Source organism: Vibrio marinisediminis, assembly GCF_014050145.1.
Lineage (GTDB): Bacteria > Pseudomonadota > Gammaproteobacteria > Enterobacterales > Vibrionaceae > Vibrio > Vibrio marinisediminis.
Window position 1 is genome coordinate 135953 of record NZ_JACFYF010000009.1, and the last position, 22159, is coordinate 158111.

The following is a 22159-nucleotide window of genomic DNA, read 5'->3' on the forward strand; positions in this document are numbered from 1 at the left end:
CCACAATTGAAATTAGATGAAAGACATTTTTCCAAAATGGAAAATAGGAAAGACAAAAAAGCTCGGAAGATCCGAGCTTTGATTGGAGGGTCAGTTTACCAATTATAGCTTGAAGCGATTAATTTCATTTTCAAGTTCATAGGAAAGCTGAGAAAGCTGAGTCGCTTGTTGCGCGGCATCCGTTGCTTCCGTTGCAAGCTCTAGAGAAACGTCGCGAATGCCAACAGTATTGCGTGTAATTTCAGCCGTAACAGATGCTTGCTCTTCCGCCGCGGAAGCAATTTGCATTGCCATATCGCTGATTGCTTCAACAGCCTTTTGAATTTGCGTCAAACTCACTGCCGCCGAATCGGAGTCAACCACGCTGGTATCAGCCAGTTGGCGGCTGTCTCCCATGATGCCGACCGCTTTCAATGTAGTCGCTTGCAACGTTTCAATCATTTGCTGGATTTCTTGAGTTGAAGAGTGAGTACGTTGGCTTAATACTCGAACCTCATCCGCAACAACAGCAAATCCTCGTCCTTGTTCACCCGCTCGCGCAGCTTCAATCGCCGCATTCAATGCCAGTAGGTTTGTTTGCTCGGCAATACCTTGAATGGTAGACAAAATAGTATTGATACTGTGGCCATGTGCTTCCAGTTCTTGAATAACATGCGTTGCAACTTCCACTTCTCTTGCAAGATTTTGAATTGAAGACTGTGTTTGAACAACTTGTTCACCACCGTGAACACAGACATCAACTGCTTGAGATGAATGTTGAGCCGTGTTGTCGGCATTGCCTGCTATTTCTTGAGTCGCTGCCGCCATCTGGTTTACAGCTGTTGCTACCATGTTAATTTCGTCTTGCTGCGCACGAATACGCGCACTACGCTCATCCGCTTGTTGTGCCGTCGCCGTTGCCTGCTCACTCAATGAAGCGGAAACTAGGCTCAATTTCGACACCATTTCATGCATATTACCGACAAAAGTATTGAAGCTTATCGCCAAGCGACCCACTTCATCATGACTGTTTGGCACCAAGCGTTGAGTCAGATCAGCTTCGCCAGAAGCAATCTCATCAAGTGCTTTTGAAACGCGCACAAGATCGCGGAACAAAAAGCTTACTAACCATGAAACCGCAACACCCACTAACAATGTAATGATGGCAGCCGTTAGCAATAATTCAGTAAGCAAAAAAGTGTGTCCGGCTTGCTCAGTATCGCGGTCCATTTCAATCGCGAATATCCAATTCGTGTTTGGTACTTGCTTGAAATAAAACAGTTTTTCTACACCTTGGCGCTCAACAATTTTGATACTTCCATCTTTCGAATAAGAATCAACCACATTCATGGTTAATTGTTGAGACAATGCCGTGATAGGCTTAAGCAGCATATTGTTATCAGGGTGAGCAAGGAAAGTACCGGTTTGCTTATCGATCAGCATTGCATAGGCATTCTTACCGGCATCTAGATTGATCACGTCACTAATCAATTGGTCAATCAGAACATCAGCACCCACGACACCAAAAAGCTGACCATTTTTGCGGATAGGTTCAGCAATAGTCACCAATAAAGAACCAGTAATTGCATCTTTATACACAGGGGTAATCACTTGTTTACCCGCTCTTGTCGCATCTTGGTACCAAGGGCGAGTTCGTGGATCATAATCAGCACGATGACGCTCTGGGTGCGAACGATACATATCACCCGCAGGCGTGCCTAAAAAGATATCGTCAAAACCACCAGCGATACGGGCCTGCTGTAAGAAAGGGACAACATCAGGTTGAGTCGCATAACCATTGAAAGCTGATGCGATATCTTCTCTCACTGCTATCCAGTCAGAAATACCAATCGCGGCAGTATTCGAAAGACTTTCCGCTCTCGCGTACATACCATTTCGAGTTTGTTGATAAAGTTGATCGGCAGAAAGCCAAGTTAGCGCTCCTGCCATTAGGATGACGGCTAACAGGCTTGAGCCAATGAGTTTTTGTTTTAATGAGAGGTTCATGATGAGCTTTGTAGCAATGCAGAAATACAGTGTGCGAATACTAGCTACAAAAATATATAGATGCACGATAATTTAAGTCAAATTTATATAATCAAATCAATAAACGATTATTTAAAAACCGACCAATATGAATCAAATTTAATAAAATATTATCTCAGCATGGACTTAAATTATGCCGTGGCTATTTAGAGGGTTTATTTTCCAACCAATTGAGCAATTCTTGTCCATAAACAACTTCTGTTCTTAAGTGCAAAACCAACAGAATGATAAATGCCAGACCAATAACAACATTTAAATAATTGGTGTATTTTTTCTTAGTGACATCAGCGTAACAACACATTTGCACCACGACCAATGCAAAAGGATAAGTTAAAAGTAAAAAGATCAAACCGCCTAAATAGGCACTGGTTGCCATTTCTGTCATTTGCCCATCAGGCATAAAATGCTCCTACCTTTGTTATATTGATAAAGCGAATATAACAAAGGTAACGAATATACGTTGCGAGGCACTTATGCTTTTGAAGCGGTAGAAAGAATCGTCCCTGCGCCGATAAATACCCCACCAGACACGCGATTAAAAATCTTAGCTCGACCTTTAGCAAACAACCAGTTGGATGACTTTGCTCCTAGTAAGGCATAAATCGCCAGCCATGAAAATTCCATAACCATAAAGGTTGAGGTAAAAATAAGATATTGACTAAGCAGTGACTGCTCTGGGCTTATAAACTGAGGAAAAAGTGCGGTAAAGAAAAGAATCGCTTTCGGATTACTGCTGCCGACAATAAAACCGGATACATAGTGTTTAATCGGTGTCGAGGCATCTTGCTGCTGGCTTTGCTGCAATTGATATTCTTCTTCTTTTGAGAATATTGCACGTAGCCCTAAATAGATAAGATAAGCTGCACCAAGATACTTAATCACATTAAAGACCAACTCTGAAGAGCCTATCACTAACCCTAGACCAGTAAATGATAAGGTAAGAATAATCGTAATAGCAGTTAAACTGCCTAAAGCCGTGAATAATCCAACTTTAAAACCCTGTGTTACTCCTTTGGTCATGCACAATAATGAACTGGGTCCCGGTGAAGCGGTTAGTATTAATATCGCGATAAAATAGATCGCCCAAGTTTCCAAACTCATGCTCATCTAGCTCCTTGCTGACTGTGTGAATTTATTTTGTTAACTTCCCTGTAACACAACCAATTCAACAGAAATAAAGGCATTTGTCTAGAAAAACACTAACTTTCGCGGGAAATAGACAAAAAAAACCGAGCACTAGGCTCGGTTTTATATATCAAGTATTAAGCGTTATTCAGCAGAGTCTTCTGATGAGTCATCCGCTTCAGCTTCGTTTTCAGCTGGAGTTTCAGTTTCCGCTGTTGCTTCAGTTGCAACAACTTCGCCTTCTTCACCCTCTTCTAACAATTCTACTTCTTCAATCTCATCAATGCGCTGTAGACCAACCACTGATTCATCTTCTGCAGTACGGATTAACGTAACACCTTGAGTATTACGACCAACCTGGCTTACTTCAGATACGCGAGTACGTACTAGTGTACCAGCGTCAGTGATCATCATCATTTCATCGCCGACTTCAACTTGAACAGCACCAACGACTGGACCGTTACGTTCTGAAACTTTGATTGATACAACACCTTGCGTTGCACGACCTTTGGTCGGGTACTCTGCAAGTTCAGTACGCTTACCGTAACCATTTTGTGTCACTGTTAAGATGTCGCCTTCATTTGAAGGAACAATCAACGACACAACTTGGTCTTCGCCAGCCAATCTCATACCACGGACACCCGCAGCAGTACGACCCATTGGACGAACTTTATCTTCACTAAAGCGAACTACTTTACCCGCTTTAGAGAACAGCATGATGTCACTTTGACCATCCGTGATATCAACGCCAATTAGCGCATCATCATCACGAAGGTTCACAGCGATCAGACCGTTTGAACGTACGTTTGCGAATTGATCTAAAGAAGTCTTCTTAACCGTACCATCACCCGTCGCCATAAAGATAAACTTGTCAGCGCTGAACTCAGAAACAGGTAGAATTGCGGTAATACGCTCACCATCTTCCAGTGGAAGAATGTTAACAATTGGCTTACCACGTGCAGTACGGCTTGCTTGCGGCAATTGGTATACCTTCAAGCGGTAAGTCTTACCACGAGTTGAGAAGCAAAGAATGTTATCGTGAGTATTGGCAACGAGTAGACGCTCGATGAAATCTTCATCTTTCATTCGAGTTGCACTCTTACCTTTACCGCCACGACGCTGTGCTTCGTAGTCGCTTAAGATTTGGTATTTAACGTAGCCTTCGTGAGATAGTGTTACCACTACGTCTTCACGTGCAATTAGCTCTTCAAGATCGATATCATGGCTTGCAGCTGTGATTTCAGTACGACGAGCGTCACCGAAACCATCACGAACAGACTCAAGTTCTTCACGAATCACTTCCATCAAACGCTCAGTGCTTGCAAGGATATGCATTAACTCAGCAATTTCTTCTAGTAGTGTTTTGTATTCATCAAGAATCTTTTCATGCTCAAGACCGGTTAAACGGTGTAGGCGCAATTCAAGAATGGCTTGTGCTTGTTGCTCAGTGAGGAAGTATTGACCGTCACGGATACCGTATTCAGCTTCTAGCCACTCAGGGCGAGCTGCATCTGTACCAGCGCGTTCAAGCATTGCAGCTACATTACCAAGGTCCCAACCACGAGCGATAAGACCTGCTTTCGCTTCTGCTGGTGTTGGCGCACGACGAATCAACTCGATGATTTCATCGATATTCGCTAGTGCAAGAGCCAAACCTTCAAGGATATGTGCACGTTCACGAGCTTTACGTAGTTCGAAGATAGTACGACGAGTAACAACTTCACGACGGTGGTTAACAAAGCACTTCAACATCTCTTTAAGGTTGAATAGCTTAGGCTGACCATTATCTAGGGCAACCATGTTGATACCGAAAGTCGTTTGCAGCTGTGTTTGAGCGTATAGGTTATTAAGAACCACTTCGCCTACTGCATCGCGCTTACATTCAATTACGATACGCATACCATCTTTATCAGATTCGTCACGTAGCGCACTGATGCCTTCTACTTTCTTGTCTTTCACTAGCTCAGCAATCTTTTCAATCACACGAGCTTTGTTCACTTGGTATGGAATTTCAGTAACAATAATGGTTTCTTTACCATTCTTGTCTGCCTCAATTTCCGCTTTTGAACGCATGTAGATTTTACCGCGACCTGTTTTGTACGCGTCTACAATGCCTTTACGACCGCTGATCAATGCTGCGGTAGGGAAATCAGGACCAGGAATGTATTCCATCAACTCATCAATAGTGATTTCTTCATTATTGATGTAAGCAAGACAGCCATCAATGACCTCAACTAGGTTGTGAGGTGGAATGTTGGTTGCCATACCTACTGCGATACCGGATGAACCGTTAACCAATAGGTTAGGAACTTTCGTTGGCAGAACCGCAGGAATCTGCTCTGTACCATCGTAGTTAGGTACGTAATCTACCGTTTCTTTATCTAAGTCAGCCAATAGTTCGTGCGCAATTTTCGCCATACGAACTTCGGTATAACGCATTGCTGCTGCTGAGTCACCGTCGATCGAACCAAAGTTACCTTGACCGTCTACTAGCATGTAACGCAGTGAGAATGGCTGAGCCATACGTACGATAGTATCGTAAACCGCACTATCACCATGCGGGTGGTATTTACCGATTACATCGCCAACAACACGGGCAGATTTTTTATATGATTTGTTCCAATCGTTGCCTAGTACGTTCATCGCGTAAAGCACGCGGCGGTGTACTGGTTTTAGGCCATCACGCACATCCGGAAGAGCACGACCCACGATAACTGACATCGCGTAGTCTAGGTACGAACCTCTAAGCTCGTCTTCAATGTTTACGGGCGTGATCTCTTTAGCTAAATCGCTCATAGAGCCATTATCCCTCTATTATCTGATCGTAAATACGATACGTGTAAGGTGCAAAAATATAACATAGAAATAGTCACTTCGGCATCACTTTCCCTCTCCTTTTATCAGGTTGTGAGGTCCGTTGTGAATCAATTGCCGACTATTTGCACACAACTTACATATCCCGCTGATAGTTGGTTATATTCTAGCCAATTCCTAACAAAAGATGCATTCTCTATGGAGAGCGGCTCATTTCCCGTTATAATGCCAAACGAAGTTTGCCAACAAGATATATGGATGATGACAAAAGCACAGAATGTAGATCCAAATGAGATCAAGAAGTTTGAAGAAATGGCTTCACGTTGGTGGGATCTAGAGGGTGAATTTAAACCTCTGCATCAAATAAACCCACTGCGCCTCAATTATGTATTAGATAATGCGGAAGGTCTTTTTGGTAAAACGGTACTCGACGTAGGATGTGGCGGTGGGATTCTTGCCGAAAGCATGGCAAAAGAAGGCGCCGTTGTCACAGGGCTTGATATGGGTAAAGAGCCACTAGAAGTCGCACGACTGCACGCTTTGGAAACCGGTACTAAGTTAACTTACATTCGTAGCACCATTGAAGATCATGCCGCAGAAAATGCGGGGCACTATGATGTGGTCACCTGTATGGAAATGCTTGAGCATGTCCCTGACCCACTTTCTGTCATCAAATCATGTGCAGCATTAGTGAAACCAGGTGGTCACGTCTTTTTCTCAACGTTAAACCGCAACTTGAAGTCTTACTTATTTGCTATCGTCGGTGCTGAAAAGCTATTGCGTATCGTGCCAGAAGGGACCCACGACCATGAAAAATTCATTCGCCCTTCGGAAATGATCAAAATGATCGATCAAACTGATCTTATTGAATACGGTATTACTGGCTTACATTACAACCCTCTTACCGATAGTTATAAATTGGGACGTAATGTTGATGTGAATTACATCGTTCACACGCGTAAATTCTAAGCTGAGCACAAATCAAACGTTCCAAGGCGGTCGCACATTGCGACCGCTTTTTTGACTAAATTTGCATAAATTCCGTGCGATCGATTCCAAAATAATCACTCTCAATTCCATCTCCAACTTTTGTCTAAGATCAAGGGATTTTTTTTTCGTCATGGTTAACAATAAAGCGAATCAAAAATCATAATTTCCTACAGTCACGCCACACCTAATTTCAACAGTTAGTATCCACTTACTGATTTTTTTTTATTTACCAGTTATCCACAAGAACTCCAAGATCTTGAACTTGAAAATCCCACTTGATAGCACTATCTTGTAATCCGCAGGCAAGATTACCCCTATATCTTGTGTTTGCACTACAATATACAGATAGATTTCGATCACAAAGCCGAATTATAATTTACAACAATTACACTAAAACACGGCTTTCATCAGTTTTCTTAGGGAAATGAACCAGAATGAAACAACAACTCACTGTCACAAAGCGTGATGGCCGTAAAGAAACCATTGATCTAGAGAAGATTCACCGCGTCATTACATGGGCGGCTGAAGGTCTAGACAACGTATCGGTCTCACAAGTAGAACTAAGAGCTCACATTCAGTTTTACGATGGTATTACTACATCCGACATCCACGAGACTATCATCAAGTCTGCCGCTGATCTGATATCTGAAGAAACACCAGATTATCAATATCTGTCAGCTCGCTTGGCGGTATTCCATTTACGTAAAAAAGCGTACGGTCAATACGAGCCACCAACGCTGTATGATCACGTGTCTCGTCTAGTAGACATGGGCAAGTATGACAAGCATATTCTTGAAGATTACACGAAAGCTGAGCTGGATGAGCTAGACGCTTACCTACAGCACAGCCGTGATTTAGACTTCTCATACGCCGCAGTTAAGCAGCTTGAAGGTAAATACTTCGTTCAAAACCGAGTGTCTGGTGAAATCTACGAAAGTGCACAGTTCTTGTACATTCTGGTTTCTGCGTGCCTATTCGCTAAGTACCCGAAAGAGACCCGTCTTGACTACATCAAACGCTTCTATGATGCGACGTCAACGTTCAAGATCTCTCTGCCGACACCAATCATGTCTGGTGTACGTACCCCTACTCGTCAGTTCAGCTCATGTGTACTGATCGAATGTGGTGACAGCCTAGATTCAATCAACGCGACGGCAAGCTCAATTGTACGTTACGTTTCACAACGCGCAGGTATTGGTATCAATGCAGGTCGCATCCGTGCACTTGGCTCTGAAATCCGTGGTGGTGAAGCATTCCACACAGGTTGTATCCCATTTTACAAATACTTCCAAACAGCCGTTAAATGTTGTTCTCAAGGTGGTGTTCGCGGTGGCGCTGCAACTGTTTTCTACCCAATGTGGCATGGTGAAGCACGTTCACTAATGGTGCTTAAGAACAACCGTGGTGTTGAAGAAAACCGTGTTCGTCACATGGACTACGGCGTTCAGCTAAACAAGCTGATGTACCAACGTCTTGTTGAAGGCGGTAACATCACCCTATTTTCTCCTTCTGATGTCCCAGGGCTTTACGATGCGTTCTTTGAGAACCAAGCAGAGTTCGAGCGTTTGTATGTAAAATACGAAAACGATCCATCAGTGAAGAAAGAGACGGTAAAAGCGATAGAAATGTTCTCTTTGCTGATGCAAGAGCGCGCTTCAACGGGTCGTATCTACATTCAAAACGTGGATCACTGTAACACACACAGCCCATTTGATTCTGAAGTCGCACCAGTTCGCCAATCAAACCTATGTTTAGAAATCGCTCTACCAACCAAACCACTGGTTAATGTAGAAGATGATTCAGGTGAAATCGCACTGTGTACACTTTCTGCATTCAACCTTGGTGCAATCAAAGAACTTGACGATCTAAAAGAGTTGTCTGAGCTTGTGGTTCGTGCCCTTGATGCGCTACTTGATTACCAAGACTACCCACTACCGGCTGCGTACAAGTCAACCATGAACCGTCGCACTTTGGGTGTGGGTGTGATCAACTACGCCTACTACCTAGCGAAGCACGGCGTGAAATACTCAGACGGCAGTGCGAACGGTCTAACTCACCGTACCTTTGAAGCGATTCAATACTACCTATTGAAAGCCTCTGTTGAGCTAGCGAAAGAGCAAGGTAAGTGTCCGCTGTTCAATGAAACGAACTACGCGAAAGGCTTGTTGCCAATCGACACTTACAAGAAAGACATTGATAGAATCTGTGATGAACAACTTCATTATGATTGGGATGAGCTACGCCAAGAGATCATGGAACATGGTCTACGTAACTCTACCCTAACAGCATTGATGCCTTCTGAGACCTCTTCACAGATTTCGAATGCGACAAACGGTATTGAGCCACCACGTGGTTATGTATCAGTGAAAGCATCGAAAGACGGTATTTTGAAACAGGTTGTGCCTGACTTCATTAACCTCAAAGACAACTATGAGTTGCTATGGGACATCGGTTCTAACGATGGTTACTTGCACCTAGTCGGTATTATGCAAAAGTTTGTCGATCAAGCTATCTCTGCGAACACCAACTACGACCCGAGCAGCTTTGAAAGTGGCAAAGTGCCAATGAAGAAACTGATTCAAGACCTGCTAACCGCATACAAGTTTGGCGTGAAAACGCTTTACTACCATAACACTCGTGATGGTGCGAAAGACGATCAGAAAGACGCGGTTCAACCCGTTGATGACGATTGTGAAGGCGGCGGTTGTAAGATCTAATTTAGGTCCTAAGTCGACAATATTTTTCTTTAACGAACATTTGCCTCTTGAGTATCGAGAGGCTTAAAAGGAATTGAGGCATCATGGCTTACAGTACTTTTAACCAAAATAAAAATGACCAGCTAAAAGAACCTATGTTTCTTGGTCAATCGGTTAACGTTGCACGTTACGACCAACAAAAATTTGAGATTTTCGAAAAACTGATCGAAAAGCAGCTCTCTTTCTTCTGGCGTCCAGAAGAAGTCGATGTATCAAGTGACCGCATCGACTACAACAAGCTACCCGATCATGAAAAACATATTTTCATCTCAAACCTAAAATACCAAACGCTGTTGGATTCTATCCAGGGTCGTAGTCCTAACGTTGCGCTACTGCCGCTTGTTTCTCTACCAGAATTGGAAACTTGGATTGAGACTTGGTCGTTCTCTGAAACGATTCACTCACGCTCGTACACACATATTATCCGTAATATTGTGAATGATCCGGGTATCGTATTTGATGACATCGTAGAAAACGAACATATTTTGAAGCGTGCGAAAGATATCTCTCGTTACTACGATGAACTGATTCAGATGACGAATGACTTCCATCGCTTTGGCGAAGGGACGCATGAAATTGCGGGTGAAACAGTCAAACTCAGCCTATATGACCTCAAGAAAAAACTGTATGTGTGCTTGATGTCGGTAAACGCACTTGAAGCCATTCGCTTCTATGTTAGTTTTGCTTGTTCATTTGCGTTTGCTGAACGTGAGTTGATGGAAGGTAACGCAAAAATCATCAAGCTAATCGCTCGTGATGAAGCACTGCACCTTACTGGTACTCAACACATGATTAACTTGCTGCGTAACGGTCAAGATGACTTCTCGTTCATGCAAGTGGCCGAAGAGTGTAAGCAAGAGTGTTTTGACTTATTCAAAGAAGCAGCAGAGCAAGAAAAAGAGTGGGCAGAATACCTATTCAAAGACGGTTCAATGATCGGCTTAAACAAAGATATTCTTTGCCAATATGTTGAGTACATTACTAACGTACGTATGCAGGCTGTCGGTCTACCAATCGCCTACCCTGGTGCAACATCAAACCCAATCCCTTGGATTAATGCTTGGTTGTCTTCTGACAATGTTCAAGTTGCCCCGCAAGAAGCTGAAATTTCATCTTACCTTGTTGGCCAAATTGAAAGTGACGCAAGAGTCGATGACTTTAAGGACTTCGAACTGTAATGCCAAACGTAAAAATCAACGACGATATCAGTATCACGTCGAATCCTAGCAATACTCTATTAGAAACATTGGAGAACGCGGGAATCGAGGTTGAATACAACTGCCGAGATGGACATTGTGGCGCCTGCCGCTGCAAGCTTAAATCGGGAGAGGTTGAATACGTTGGTTTTGCAATGGCGTACACTCAAGCCAATGAGATTTTGCCTTGTATCACTCGAGCAAAGAGTGATGTTGAGCTAGAAGACGTCGTTTTTAAGCTCAAAGAGAAACGAGCATAAACGCAAAAAGACCAGTCTTAGACTGGTCTTTTCAATTCTACCGCTGCTCTCTATTACCGCTACCGGTAAAATAAGCATCAAGACTAGACGTCATTCAAACACGTACCTGAGAGCAATAAGTCAGCTGTACCCATCGAAATGGCTTTACCCGCAATTTCTCGACCACCATCATCATAAAGTGATAAACGAAACCCCATCTCTTGATGCGGCTCATTCTCTTCTGGTGCTCGACGCCACAAAGAATGAACATCATACTTACTAGAGTTAAATGCTTCACCTAACACAACTTTTTGACTGGCTACTTGATACCAAACCAAAATCTTAGACTGCTGAAACATACCACCCTCCTTAGTGCGTTTCTGCGCCGGAACTTTCAGTTTATGATCAATCGGGCAAAGATCATGTTTCAATTTCAAGACACTTACACTTGCCCCTGCAAATCAATAACTTAGCTCTTAGATGATTTTAGAATAAGACGATTGCTAATCTCGCTTTTTCACAGTCAAGCGGTAAAAAGATCAACCTAATACACTGCGCGGAACGTGCATTTCTTTTTCTCGTTTCAAAGAGCTGTAATCCACAAATATAGGCTTAGCAGATAGATAACGACGTAGCATATCACTACAAACCGTGGTGATGAGCGTCACTTGATCTTGGCGTGAGAAACGTCGATTAAACGTTAGCACTTGTCCCCACTCACCTTCAGGGGTAGCAAGTGAAACCGCAAAGGTATTTTCAATCAACCGACCTGACACTATCGCTATATCTGTTGCACACTTATCTTTTGTCGCTCCTGCTAATGCCAATGTTTCCGCAAGAAGATCCCCTTCTGCAACACCCACTTCGACTTTACCGCCCAACACCCAGCCATGACCACAATAGTTCTGCGCGTCATGGTTAGCATGCAACCAACTTGCAATGCTCCCGTGTGTAGAACGCTCAGCAAGTGAAATCGACATTTTCCGCTCAGCAACTAATTGACCAACATAGTCATTCATTGGTTGATCAATGCTGACCACATTTGTCTCAATCAACTTATGAATGATCTGCATTAGTTTCAAGCGTGTATCAAGGTCACCTTTAGGACCAAACAACTTCACCTCTATATAAGGTAAATAGGAACGGTATCCGAGTTGATAGCCTTGAGGTAAATGCAGTTTATCGAGCTTATCAGATAAACCCGACTCTGATGTGCCAAAGGTGTATATACGACCACAATCCAAACCTTCAACATTAGTATATGTGCGTTGTAAATCAGGGAGTATTTGCTCACTGACCATGCGCTTAAACTCACTTGGTACGCCGGGTGTAAAATAAAATACGCAGTCATTAATCAGCATTTTAAAACCGCAAGCCGTACCAATTGGGTTATCAATTAATACTGAACCTTTAGGTAACATTGCTTGTTTGCGGTTACTTTCTGGCATCGCAAGACCACGTGCAGCAAAAAACTGCTGCAAGCGATCTAGCCATAAAGGTGATAGTTCCAACTCAACTTCAGCAGCAACCGCCGCCGCCTCTGTACTTAAGTCGTCGCTGGTTGGTCCAAGACCACCATTTACGATTACGATCTCGCTGTTAAAACTCAACATCAGCAGCTCTTCAACCAACCCGTTGAAGGTATCACCAACCGTTGAACGCTTGGTGAGCGGAAAACCTTGCTGAAAAAACACCTCAGACAACCATGACGCGTTAGTATCGACGATATCTCCGTGCAATACCTCTTCACCCGTACTTAACATTGCGATTTTCAACATACTTTCCCTTTCACAGAAAATTGACGACTGACTGATTTATTAAATCTATGCAAATACTCCCATTAGTTTTACTACACTATCAAGAGAATATTTCGTCAATTTCTTGTTGATTTATTGGCAGCTTAGGCCGCTACCCGTGATTAGCATCACTAGAACAATAATAACGGAGTTGCTTGTGCTAAAAACACGTATCGCCACTTTAGCGTTGTCACTCTCCGCATGTGCCTGCGCTGTGAGTAATGAACTTGACCCATTACCATTTAAGACTTATCTACCCGACAGTGTAATCAGTACTGACTCTGGCTTCTACTCTTTTCAAGACTTTAACGCCTTTAAGCAAAGTGAATTGGAACTTAATAGCGATCCGTCTACAAGCCCACGCTATTTGCAAGTTTCAGATCAAGAGGATTGGCAGTATCTAAAAGAGCAAACTTACACCATCCTTGGACTTAGTATTGCCACGGTGGGTTTAATGACGTTGCTACCCGAGTCAATCACTAAATGGGACTCTGACGACCGTGATCTTTCAAACCTTGGGAAAAAGTGGGTCGACAACGTAAAAGAAGGACCCGTTTGGGATCGTGATGAACACTTTTTAAACTATATTATGCATCCTTACTTTGGGGGCGTGTATTACACCACAGCACGTCATGCTGGCTACAATGAGTTCGATTCGTTTCTATACTCTGCTTTTCTATCAACTTTTTTTTGGGAATATGGTGTAGAGGCCTTTGCTGAAGTCCCTTCATGGCAAGACCTATTCATTACGCCCTTTTTTGGATCAGTTGTCGGTGAACTCATGTTTGAAGCAGAACAAGAGATAGTCGCATCAGGCGGCGAGGTTTGGGGATCCGATTCAATGGGAAGCGTCACCTTGTTTTTCTTAAACCCAGTTGGGCATATTCATGGTTGGGTCACCAATGCTTGGGGAGGCAGTGTGAATGTTCAATACAGCAGTACACCTTGGTTTGGGAATCAGGAGGCAGCTCAATTTGCCTTAGATTCAGGCGCACGTTACGACTCTGTGTTTTATGGCGTAGAGTTGCAAGTAACGTTTTAAAAAATTGTTACTTAACAAAAACATCCGAGAAGAATATGTGCTTAACATTGGATTCTCACCATACAAACCATCCTTTAGGTCAAAAAATTGACCTAGATCAAACCCAACAGCCTCTCGCGTTCTACACTGAAACTAAGGCAGAACAAGAACTAACACTCTGTGATGCTTTATTTTCTCGACCTTCGCATGCATTCAGGAGGCATCATATGAATACCACTTTCATCGCAAACTTTGTCGGTAAAGCAACACCTTCGACAATTAAAAAACTTGCCGCAGTCACTCATGAAAATGGTGGTAAATGGCTAATTAGCAAAGTTAATTTTATTGAAGATCAAGTCGCGGCTGTTATTAAGGTTGAAATGCCGACAGAAAATGTCGCCACTGTTCAGCAAGCATTCAAAGAACAGCCTTACCTAACGGTAGAAATCGTTGAATCTTCAGCACATACACACAATGCCGAAACTATTTTCCAAATAAGACTGGATGCTAATGATCGTGCAGGTATCGTCAACGAGATTACTCACCTCTTGGATGACCAAGGCATCGATATTTTAGATATGGACTGTCAGCGCGTATTTATTGCTGGTGGTGGCGGTGTAAGCTCTAGCCTCTTTACATCACAAATAGCACTACGACTACCACGCAATGTACTCATTGCGGATGTCGCCAAAGAGCTTGAATCTTTAAGCGAAGATACTCGAGTCGTGATTCAGCAATAGTGATCAATCTTAATCTGTAAATAAGCCCGCTATTGCGGGCTTTCTTAGATTTGTAAGCGGCAGAGCTGAGCCCTATCTAGCTTTACTTCACACTCCACTGAGAAAGCGATCGTTTAAAATCAGCGTAATCAAATTCGTTCAGTTTCTGAATTTCACCGCTTGAACGCTGGCAATAGACCGAAGGCATACGTAATCCATTGAACCAGTTCAGTTTGACCATGGTATAACCTGCACTATCGGCAATGTGTAACCGTTGCCCAATGGTTAACGGCTTATCAAAGCTCGTTTCACAGAACTGATCCCCCGCCAAGCAAGAGCAAGAGCCAATCACGTATTGATGAGCTCCATCCTCATCGGCTTCCAAAATGGACGCGGGTTCATTGTAAATAAGCGTATCAAGACGGTGAGCCTCTGTCGCTGAATCCACAATCGCCGTTTTCTTCACATTTTCGACAATATCAACCACGGTCACCACAAGATCGGTGGTTTTAGTGATGATTGCTTCGCCCGGCTCCAAATAGAGTTGCACGCCATGCTTTGCTGAAAAAGCTTTTAGTGCCAAGCCCAGCTTCTCAACATCATAACCTGGCCACGTAAAGAAAACGCCGCCACCTAAACTCACCCAATCGAGCTTATCAAGGTATTGCCCAAACTGAGTTGAGATAGAATCAAGTAAGCGAATAAACGCCTCAGCATCTTTGTTTTCACAATTCATGTGAAACATCACGCCATTAATCGAATCAAACAATTCCGGTGTAATGTGATCCGCTTGAACACCAAGACGTGAGAACTGACGAGCAGGATTGGCGAGATCTTGTCCCGCATAGCTCACACCGGGATTCAGACGAACACCTAGCGATACCTTACCTTCAACAATGTGTCGGTACGCAGCAAGTTGCGATTGTGAGTTGAAAATCATCTTGTCACAAATATCCGCCACTTCTCGCACATCATCTTCGCTATAGCCCACACTATAAGCGTGCGTTTCACCACCGAAGGTTTCGTAGCCAAGTTTTACTTCAAACGGGCCAGAACTGGTCGTGCCATCCAGATATGGCTTAATGATGTCGAACACACCCCAAGTAGAAAAACATTTCAGCGCCAATACCAATTTAACACCTGATATCTCTTTAAGCTGTTTGGCGATTTCTAAATTCGCAATCAGCTTATCTTCATCAATCATGAAGTACGGGGTTTTTAGTTCATTCTGCTGCATGTTTACAATCACTTATTATCAAATTAAGCCGATACATCTGGTATCGGCTTAGTTATGCATTGGTCCCAAGTTATTTCAAAACATGGATAATCGGTTGACCGACTTCTAGCTCCAAAACGTCCCAGCTCAAACCAATGGATGGCATTGTCTCTAAGAACGGATCTGGGTCTAGTTGTTCCATGTTGAACACACCCTTATCTGCCCATTCTCCGCGGAAATATTGCAACGCAGCTGTGATGGCTGGCACCCCAGTCGTGTAAGAAATAGCTTGGTGTTCTACATCTTCATACGCCACTTCATGATCGGCATTATTGTAGATAAAGACACTACGTTCTTTACCGTCTTTACGACCTTGTACCCAAGTACCAATACACGTTTTACCTGTGTAACCTGGCGCAAGCGACGTTGGATCTGGCAACAATGCTTTAAGTACATGCAATGGCTGCACTACCGTACCATCATGCAGTGTAAGCGGCTCTGGGCTGAGCAAACCGATATCACGCATGACATTAAAGTAGTTTAGATAGCGGTCACCAAAGCCCATCCAAAACTCAATGCGTTTTGCTGGAATAAACTCTTTCATCGATCGAACTTCATCATGCGCCATCGAGTACACTTTGTGCGTACCGCAATTTGGGAAGTCAAATTCGAGCATGCGCGAATGACAAGGCACTTGTTTCCACTCTTCATTTTCCCAATAGAAAGAATCACCTTGGATCTCTAACATATTGGTTTCAGGGTCAAAGTTCGTTGCAAATTTCTTGCCGTGGTCACCAGCATTGACATCCATAACGTCGATAGTATCGATCTCATCAAACAGATGTTTTACGGCGTAGGCTGCGAAAACAGACACCACACCAGGATCAAAACCTGCTCCCAAAATACCCGTGATACCAGCCTCAGCAAATTTTTCGCGGTAGCCCCACTGCCAATCATAAGCTTGTGGAACTTGCTGCCCTTCGCTACACAGATCAACCGCAACCGATGTATCTAAGTACGACACTTTGGCTTGGTAACACGCTTCCATAATCGCCATGTTCACCCATGGAGGACCTGCGTTAATAACCAAATCAGGTTGTACGTCTTTAATCAGAGCGACCAATGCGTCCACGTCATCTGCATTAACGGTACGTGCTTGAAGCGTCTTTGAGCCATCTTTTAAGTTGTTTTTATTGTGAATTGACTCAATGATTTTTTCACACTTAGCGACGGTACGAGAGGCAATAGTGATATCACCTAGAACATCATTGTTTTGCGCCGCTTTATGAGCAACAACCCAACCAACACCACCAGCACCAATTTGTAGAATTGCCATTGTTTTCCATTACCTCTATTTAACTAGCTCGGTGGCTAGAGATTCGACTTCATTGAGTAAAGATTCAAAATCAGACATCTTTAAACACGGGTTCAAAATTGTAAATTTCAAGGCAGATTTGCCTTCGACCACTGTTTCACCAAGTACTGCGACCCCACGGGTAAGCGCTTCAAGCCTCAGTGAGCGGTTAAATGTATCAAGATCGGCAACGCCACGGTTGACCGCTCGGAACAACACGGTTGTCAATGAAGGCTCGGCAAGCAGTTCAAAACCTTGATGGTTTTGCACTAAAGCGGCGACTTGCTGCGTTTGCTCGACCAAGTGATCATACATTTGCCCTAATGCACTAGGACCGACACTTTGCATGGTCATAAATACTTTCAGTGCATCAAACCGTTTGGTGGTCGCGATCGATTTATCGACCAAGTTAGGTAACTGGTCATGTTCTCGGTTCAAGTAATCCGAGTGGTGAAGCAGATATTTGAAATTAGCGTTATCTTTGACTAACAACGCACCACAACTGATGGTTTGAAAGAACAGTTTATGAAAATCAACACTGAGCGAGTCTGCGAGTTCTATCCCTTTTAAGCGTTGTTTATGCTGACTTAAAATCAATGCACCACCATAAGCCGCGTCCACATGGAACCACAACTGATGCTGTTTAGCGATTTGTGCCATCGCATTTAAATCATCAATCGCACCATGATCGGTCGTGCCTGCGGTGCCGACAACGGTAAATGGAATCAACCCCTGTGCCTTCAGCGCTTCAATCTCACGGCTAAGTGCATCAATCTTTAACGTACCGTTACTATTGCACTCAACACAGCTGACACTTTTCTCGCCTAATCCCAGCAAAGAAGCTGATTTCTGTACTGTAAAGTGGGATTTCTCAGAACAAAGAATACGCAATTTATCGGCAAACTGCGGTAACCCATGTTGTTGAATAGAGTGCCCGTCGAGCTTGTCAGCTATCCAGTCGCGAGCGAGTAACAACCCCATTAAATTGCTTTGCGTACCACCGCTTGTAAAAATACCATCGGATTGATTACCGAGTTGATATTTACCACACATCCAATCAACCACTTTTTGCTCTACATAGGTCGCGGCAGATGCTTGATCCCATGAGTCCATTGATTGATTCAAAGACGCAATCATTGCTTCAGCCACAACAGAAGGCATTAACGGCGGGGTATGTAGGTGGGCAATGCAATTTGGGTGTTGCACTATGATGGAGTTTTTCGCTACTAGCTCAGCGGTATCTGAAATAACTTGGGTTAAGCTAGTTTGCTGGTTGTCTAAATCAACCGCATTAATGGCATTTTGTAGCAATGCGGGCTCAACGCCTGAGTATGGGGCGTCGATTTGCTCAAACACTTGCTTCATTGCCGAAGTGGTATGGTTCATCGCTTTGGCAAAGTGTTCGCTACCTTGTGAACCAGTATGGATAAAATGCTCACGCCAACTGTTTTGCTCATTCGCTTCAACAGGGTTTCCACCGGCAGTCAAAATGGCTTCTTCAATCACACGTAAGGCAAAATCAATTTGCTCATAAGAAATGATCAACGGCGGTAACAGACGAATAACCGCGCCTTCCCTGCCGCCTTTTTCCAACATAAGACCGCGCTCAAGCGCCGCTCGCTGAATGCGTAGCGTCAGTTCACCGTCAGCTACGGGCTCTGAGAATTTATTGAGTTCTCCGCCAGGTTTACGGATCTCAATACCCAGCATCAGCCCTTTACCACGGACGTCAGCGATGCAATCCACTCGTTTTTGTATCGCCTCTAACCCATGACGCAAATACTGTCCAGCAATGTTGGCATGCTCAACCAGTTTATCGCGTTCAATGATTTCCAGTGCTTTTGACCCTGAGATCATCGCTAATTGATTGCCACGGAATGTACCGGTATGTTCACCCGGCAACCAGGTATCGTACTTCTTATTAATAACCAACAGCGACATAGGTAACCCACCACCAATCGCTTTCGATAGGCATAGAATGTCCGGCTGGATACCCGATTCTTCATAAGCAAAGTGATAGCCCGTCTTACCCACGCCACATTGAATCTCATCAAAAATAAGCAAGATTTCATGTTCATCACAAATTCGGCGTAATTCTCTTAACCAGAATGCTGGCGCGGGTACAACGCCACCTTCGCCCTGAACGGGCTCAACGATCATCGCTGCCGGTTTCATAATGCCCGCTTCGTCATCCTCAAGCAGTCGCTCGATATAACGAATACTCGCTGTCGCACCTTCCTCACCACCTAAACCAAACGGGCAACGTAGATCGTAAGGGAATGGCATAAAGTGAACATCTGACATTAAGCCAGTTCGGCGGGCTTTGGTATTTAAATTACCCATCATGCCCATCGTACCGTTAGTCATACCATGGTATGCACCGCGGAAGGCAAACATGGTATTTCGACGCGTGGTTTGTTTGGCGAGTTTAATCGCGGCTTCAACCGCGTCTGCTCCAGAAGGACCGCAAAACTGAATAACCGCATTTTCAGCAAGTTCTAGCGGCAAAAATTGCTTCACCCGTGCGATAAAGTCGTTTTTTGCTTGTGTGGTGATATCCAGTGTCTGATATGGTAAGCCCGAATCTAACTGCTCTTTGAGCGCTTGATTCACTTCTGGGTGGTTATAGCCCAGCGCCAATGTGCCCGCGCCAGCTAAACAATCTAAAAACATTTGTCCCCGAGTATCTTCCACCAATGCACCGTAAGCTCGCTTAATGGCGATAGGTAAACGACGCGGATATGAACGAACTTGAGATTCATTTTGCTCTTGTTCTAGTAATACTTGATCAAGAGTTAAATCGTATGTCCCTTCCACGTGTGGAATTTGGGTCGAAAAATAGGTTGCGATATTTTCAGTATCGACTTCAAAGGCTGTGCTCATCAATATTCCCTTGAAATGCAATTAACTCGCCCAACAATGAGGTGTGCGAGATATAACAATGCTTCCGCAAGCGACAGACGTGCGAAAACCGTTCCATCATAAGAATGGATTACATATCAAAAGTGGGGATCAAGGCTCAGTAATGCTGCTGTTTTGTAGCACAGGGCATTTAGGTAGAACAAAGCTGATTTGAGTGTGTAAGTTATGTGGTTTCAATGTTGGGTTTCCCATTCACATGCCGCGACTGCGACATAAGTATCCCGTCTATCGATAAAAGGTTTATCGATACCTACCCTACGAGTGTTCACTCAGCCCGAATGTTCACTCGCGTATCCCCCAGAATTATCTCCGAGATTGCGCGGAAAATTATCATAAATAGACATTTATTGGCAATGATTTTTCATAAATCTATTAACACCGCCCCGTCAGTAATTAAAAATAAAGTGCCTTGTCGCTAATATATAAGCAACAAAACACTCAATAATTAAATATTCAAGATTACACAACGTCGTTCTTAATAATCTGAGCCAATAATTCGACCGAATCAAAACTGTTATCCATTGCGATATATTCATTAAGAATATTGACGCCATTTTCTATCACAATGGTTTGTTCATCGCTGCCATGAGGAATTGACAATTCAATGTTGTCATCTACGATTTCAACTCCTATTTTGGCTATCAACTCGTCGATGTCTGCACTATCAGTTTGATCCAGTAAGTCATCTAGATTAATTAGGTCTTCATTCAATGTGAAATCTTTCACCATATCTGTACCTGAATCGAGCGTATTATCTAACCAGGTAAAGATGTTTTCGCCCTCATCACCAATCAGCAGATCATTCCCGAGTTGTGCTTCCAATTCATCGTCATTTCCAGCAGCCAATACCGCGTAACCATGGGCGTCAGAAATACCAATCGTCACTTCTGCCTCATTACTTTCGGCAAGGTTGGAATCGACAGCGATATAATCAAATGTCACTTCTTCTTCAGCATTTTGTAACCCTGACAAATAACGCAGCTCCCAACTACCGCCATTTGAACTGAGCTCTAAACCGACAACAGGGTTGTCAGGTGAAGAATAACTAAACTCATACAAAATCTGTTCATTACCGACATCACCCGGATCTTTTTGATATTGTTCAACAACGACCGTCCCATCTTGCAACGTATACGTCGCTTCGATATGAACCGCGCTACTCGTAACAAACTGTCCTCCCATCCCATCTAAACCAAGCGTGATGACCGCGAGCGGGTTGTTGGTCAAATCAATCACCAGCGTCTCTTTCTTATTCATCCCACTACCATCGATGTCACCAATACCATAACCAATGTGCGATGGACCATTTGAGTACTGTTTTAAAGGCTTATCGTTATTGTCGGTAATACTGATACCAATCGTGTTGCCGTTTTCTAAGGTAACGAGGCGTTCAGTATCACTGACGTATTCGCCCCAATTAAAGAAACCATCCTCTAATACGATGTCTTCTGGGTCACCACTGTAGCCCAATTCGAATTCATCACCTTGTCCGGGGACATAGGCAATGTTGTCAGCAATAAACAACTTATCTGGATCGATTGTATCGCCTGGCACATGAAGATCATCTTCGGTCAGCTTACGTGTGGAACCATTTTCATCGGTATAGAGCAATTCTCCAGTTTCAGGAAGCGAAGTAATCATCACCTTAAGCTTCACGTTGTTCGCGTCATCTTCAATATCTGAGATATGGTCATCACCTCCCTCTGAATCAAAAACAATGGGAATTACGATTTGATCTTCTGTCGCTACATCAAAATCTTCAGCTAATGGTGGGTTATTCGGAATCGGCTCATAAACGTCCAATTCATGTAGCTTCACCGTGATTGGCGTGTCGTTGACACCATCAGAAGCAACCACGGTAATTTGATGCTGATTGCCTAAGGTTTCAAAATCATTGGTAAAGGCTTCCACCCCTGCTTCGGTCAATGAGATATTACCGTTGGCGTCAATCTCAAACAGTCCATCAAGTGGGTCGTTCGCTCCATA

The 22159-nt window shown here is 43.6% G+C and carries 15 protein-coding genes and 1 pseudogene; 6 read left to right on the forward strand and 10 right to left on the reverse strand.

Going from position 1 to position 22159, the window contains the following annotated elements; translation table 11 throughout:
- Window positions 1-102: 102 nt before the first annotated feature.
- The 4 genes from H2O73_RS14610 to gyrA form a co-directional block, all read right to left on the reverse strand.
- Window positions 103-1986 carry a methyl-accepting chemotaxis protein gene (locus tag H2O73_RS14610; protein WP_182109600.1) on the reverse strand — a complete coding sequence of 628 codons (1884 nt, stop codon included), beginning with the start codon at window positions 1984-1986 and terminating at the stop codon, window positions 103-105.
- A gap of 181 nt (window positions 1987-2167) precedes the next feature.
- A complete protein-coding gene (locus H2O73_RS14615) occupies window positions 2168-2425 on the reverse strand; it encodes a hypothetical protein (protein ID WP_182109601.1) in 258 nt (85 codons plus the stop codon).
- Between the two features lie 71 nt (window positions 2426-2496).
- Window positions 2497-3126 (reverse strand): LysE family translocator, encoded by a 630-nt coding sequence (locus H2O73_RS14620; RefSeq protein ID WP_182109602.1) that lies wholly within the window; start codon window positions 3124-3126, stop codon window positions 2497-2499.
- 168 nt (window positions 3127-3294) lie between these two features.
- A complete protein-coding gene (gene gyrA / locus H2O73_RS14625; RefSeq protein ID WP_182109603.1) occupies window positions 3295-5946 on the reverse strand; it encodes a DNA topoisomerase (ATP-hydrolyzing) subunit A in 2652 nt (883 codons plus the stop codon).
- 279 nt (window positions 5947-6225) lie between these two features.
- Between gyrA and ubiG the strand changes: the two genes are divergently transcribed.
- The 4 genes from ubiG (at window position 6226) to yfaE (ending at window position 11166) form a co-directional block, all read left to right on the forward strand.
- The gene (gene ubiG / locus H2O73_RS14630) at window positions 6226-6933 is read left to right on the forward strand and encodes a bifunctional 2-polyprenyl-6-hydroxyphenol methylase/3-demethylubiquinol 3-O-methyltransferase UbiG (RefSeq protein ID WP_182109621.1); all 708 of its coding nucleotides are present in this window, start codon (window positions 6226-6228) and stop codon (window positions 6931-6933) included.
- A gap of 455 nt (window positions 6934-7388) precedes the next feature.
- Window positions 7389-9671, forward strand: a complete 2283-nt coding sequence (gene nrdA / locus H2O73_RS14635; RefSeq protein ID WP_182109604.1) for a class 1a ribonucleoside-diphosphate reductase subunit alpha — start codon at window positions 7389-7391, stop codon at window positions 9669-9671.
- Between the two features lie 83 nt (window positions 9672-9754).
- Window positions 9755-10888 carry a class Ia ribonucleoside-diphosphate reductase subunit beta gene (nrdB, locus tag H2O73_RS14640; RefSeq protein ID WP_182109605.1) on the forward strand — a complete coding sequence of 378 codons (1134 nt, stop codon included), beginning with the start codon at window positions 9755-9757 and terminating at the stop codon, window positions 10886-10888.
- Complete coding sequence (yfaE, locus tag H2O73_RS14645) at window positions 10888-11166, forward strand: class I ribonucleotide reductase maintenance protein YfaE (RefSeq protein WP_182109606.1); 279 nt, start codon at window positions 10888-10890, stop codon at window positions 11164-11166. Before nrdB ends, yfaE begins: the two co-directional genes overlap by 1 nt.
- Window positions 11167-11249: 83 nt before the next feature.
- On the opposite strand, the gene H2O73_RS14650 is transcribed toward yfaE, so the two are convergent.
- Window positions 11250-11504 (reverse strand): 30S ribosomal protein S6 modification protein, encoded by a 255-nt coding sequence (locus H2O73_RS14650; RefSeq protein WP_182109607.1) that lies wholly within the window; start codon window positions 11502-11504, stop codon window positions 11250-11252.
- A gap of 180 nt (window positions 11505-11684) precedes the next feature.
- Window positions 11685-12923 (reverse strand): CinA family nicotinamide mononucleotide deamidase-related protein, encoded by a 1239-nt coding sequence (locus H2O73_RS14655; protein ID WP_182109608.1) that lies wholly within the window; start codon window positions 12921-12923, stop codon window positions 11685-11687.
- A gap of 175 nt (window positions 12924-13098) precedes the next feature.
- Between H2O73_RS14655 and H2O73_RS14660 the strand changes: the two genes are divergently transcribed.
- Both H2O73_RS14660 and H2O73_RS14665 read left to right on the forward strand, forming a co-directional pair.
- Window positions 13099-13983, forward strand: a complete 885-nt coding sequence (locus H2O73_RS14660; protein ID WP_182109609.1) for a DUF3943 domain-containing protein — start codon at window positions 13099-13101, stop codon at window positions 13981-13983.
- A gap of 206 nt (window positions 13984-14189) precedes the next feature.
- Window positions 14190-14702, forward strand: a complete 513-nt coding sequence (locus H2O73_RS14665; protein WP_182109610.1) for a glycine cleavage system transcriptional repressor — start codon at window positions 14190-14192, stop codon at window positions 14700-14702.
- An 82-nt stretch (window positions 14703-14784) separates the two neighbouring features.
- Here H2O73_RS14665 and nspC read toward each other — a convergent pair whose 3' ends face one another.
- From nspC to H2O73_RS14685, 4 genes and pseudogenes are all read right to left on the reverse strand, one after another.
- Window positions 14785-15918, reverse strand: a complete 1134-nt coding sequence (nspC, locus tag H2O73_RS14670; RefSeq protein ID WP_182109611.1) for a carboxynorspermidine decarboxylase — start codon at window positions 15916-15918, stop codon at window positions 14785-14787.
- Window positions 15919-15988: 70 nt separating this feature from the next.
- Window positions 15989-17233: a carboxynorspermidine synthase gene (locus H2O73_RS14675; RefSeq protein ID WP_182109612.1), complete on the reverse strand. Its 1245-nt coding sequence runs from the start codon at window positions 17231-17233 to the stop codon at window positions 15989-15991.
- Between the two features lie 15 nt (window positions 17234-17248).
- Window positions 17249-20134: a pyridoxal phosphate-dependent class III aminotransferase gene (locus tag H2O73_RS14680; RefSeq protein WP_182109613.1), complete on the reverse strand. Its 2886-nt coding sequence runs from the start codon at window positions 20132-20134 to the stop codon at window positions 17249-17251.
- 498 nt (window positions 20135-20632) lie between these two features.
- Window positions 20633-22159, reverse strand: a pseudogene (locus H2O73_RS14685) (M10 family metallopeptidase C-terminal domain-containing protein); the annotation flags it as partial.

Bases quoted from the DNA above. Each gene is read 5' to 3' on its own strand.
- H2O73_RS14610 (WP_182109600.1), bottom strand. From the start codon at position 1,986: ATGAACCTCTCATTAAAACAAAAACTCATTGGCTCAAGCCTGTTAGCC.
- H2O73_RS14615 (WP_182109601.1), bottom strand. From the start codon at position 2,425: ATGCCTGATGGGCAAATGACAGAAATGGCAACCAGTGCCTATTTAGGC.
- H2O73_RS14620 (WP_182109602.1), bottom strand. From the start codon at position 3,126: ATGAGTTTGGAAACTTGGGCGATCTATTTTATCGCGATATTAATACTA.
- gyrA (WP_182109603.1), bottom strand. From the start codon at position 5,946: ATGAGCGATTTAGCTAAAGAGATCACGCCCGTAAACATTGAAGACGAG.
- ubiG (WP_182109621.1), top strand. From the start codon at position 6,226: ATGACAAAAGCACAGAATGTAGATCCAAATGAGATCAAGAAGTTTGAA.
- nrdA (WP_182109604.1), top strand. From the start codon at position 7,389: ATGAAACAACAACTCACTGTCACAAAGCGTGATGGCCGTAAAGAAACC.
- nrdB (WP_182109605.1), top strand. From the start codon at position 9,755: ATGGCTTACAGTACTTTTAACCAAAATAAAAATGACCAGCTAAAAGAA.
- yfaE (WP_182109606.1), top strand. From the start codon at position 10,888: ATGCCAAACGTAAAAATCAACGACGATATCAGTATCACGTCGAATCCT.
- H2O73_RS14650 (WP_182109607.1), bottom strand. From the start codon at position 11,504: ATGTTTCAGCAGTCTAAGATTTTGGTTTGGTATCAAGTAGCCAGTCAA.
- H2O73_RS14655 (WP_182109608.1), bottom strand. From the start codon at position 12,923: ATGTTGAAAATCGCAATGTTAAGTACGGGTGAAGAGGTATTGCACGGA.
- H2O73_RS14665 (WP_182109610.1), top strand. From the start codon at position 14,190: ATGAATACCACTTTCATCGCAAACTTTGTCGGTAAAGCAACACCTTCG.
- nspC (WP_182109611.1), bottom strand. From the start codon at position 15,918: ATGCAGCAGAATGAACTAAAAACCCCGTACTTCATGATTGATGAAGAT.
- H2O73_RS14675 (WP_182109612.1), bottom strand. From the start codon at position 17,233: ATGGCAATTCTACAAATTGGTGCTGGTGGTGTTGGTTGGGTTGTTGCT.
- H2O73_RS14680 (WP_182109613.1), bottom strand. From the start codon at position 20,134: ATGAGCACAGCCTTTGAAGTCGATACTGAAAATATCGCAACCTATTTT.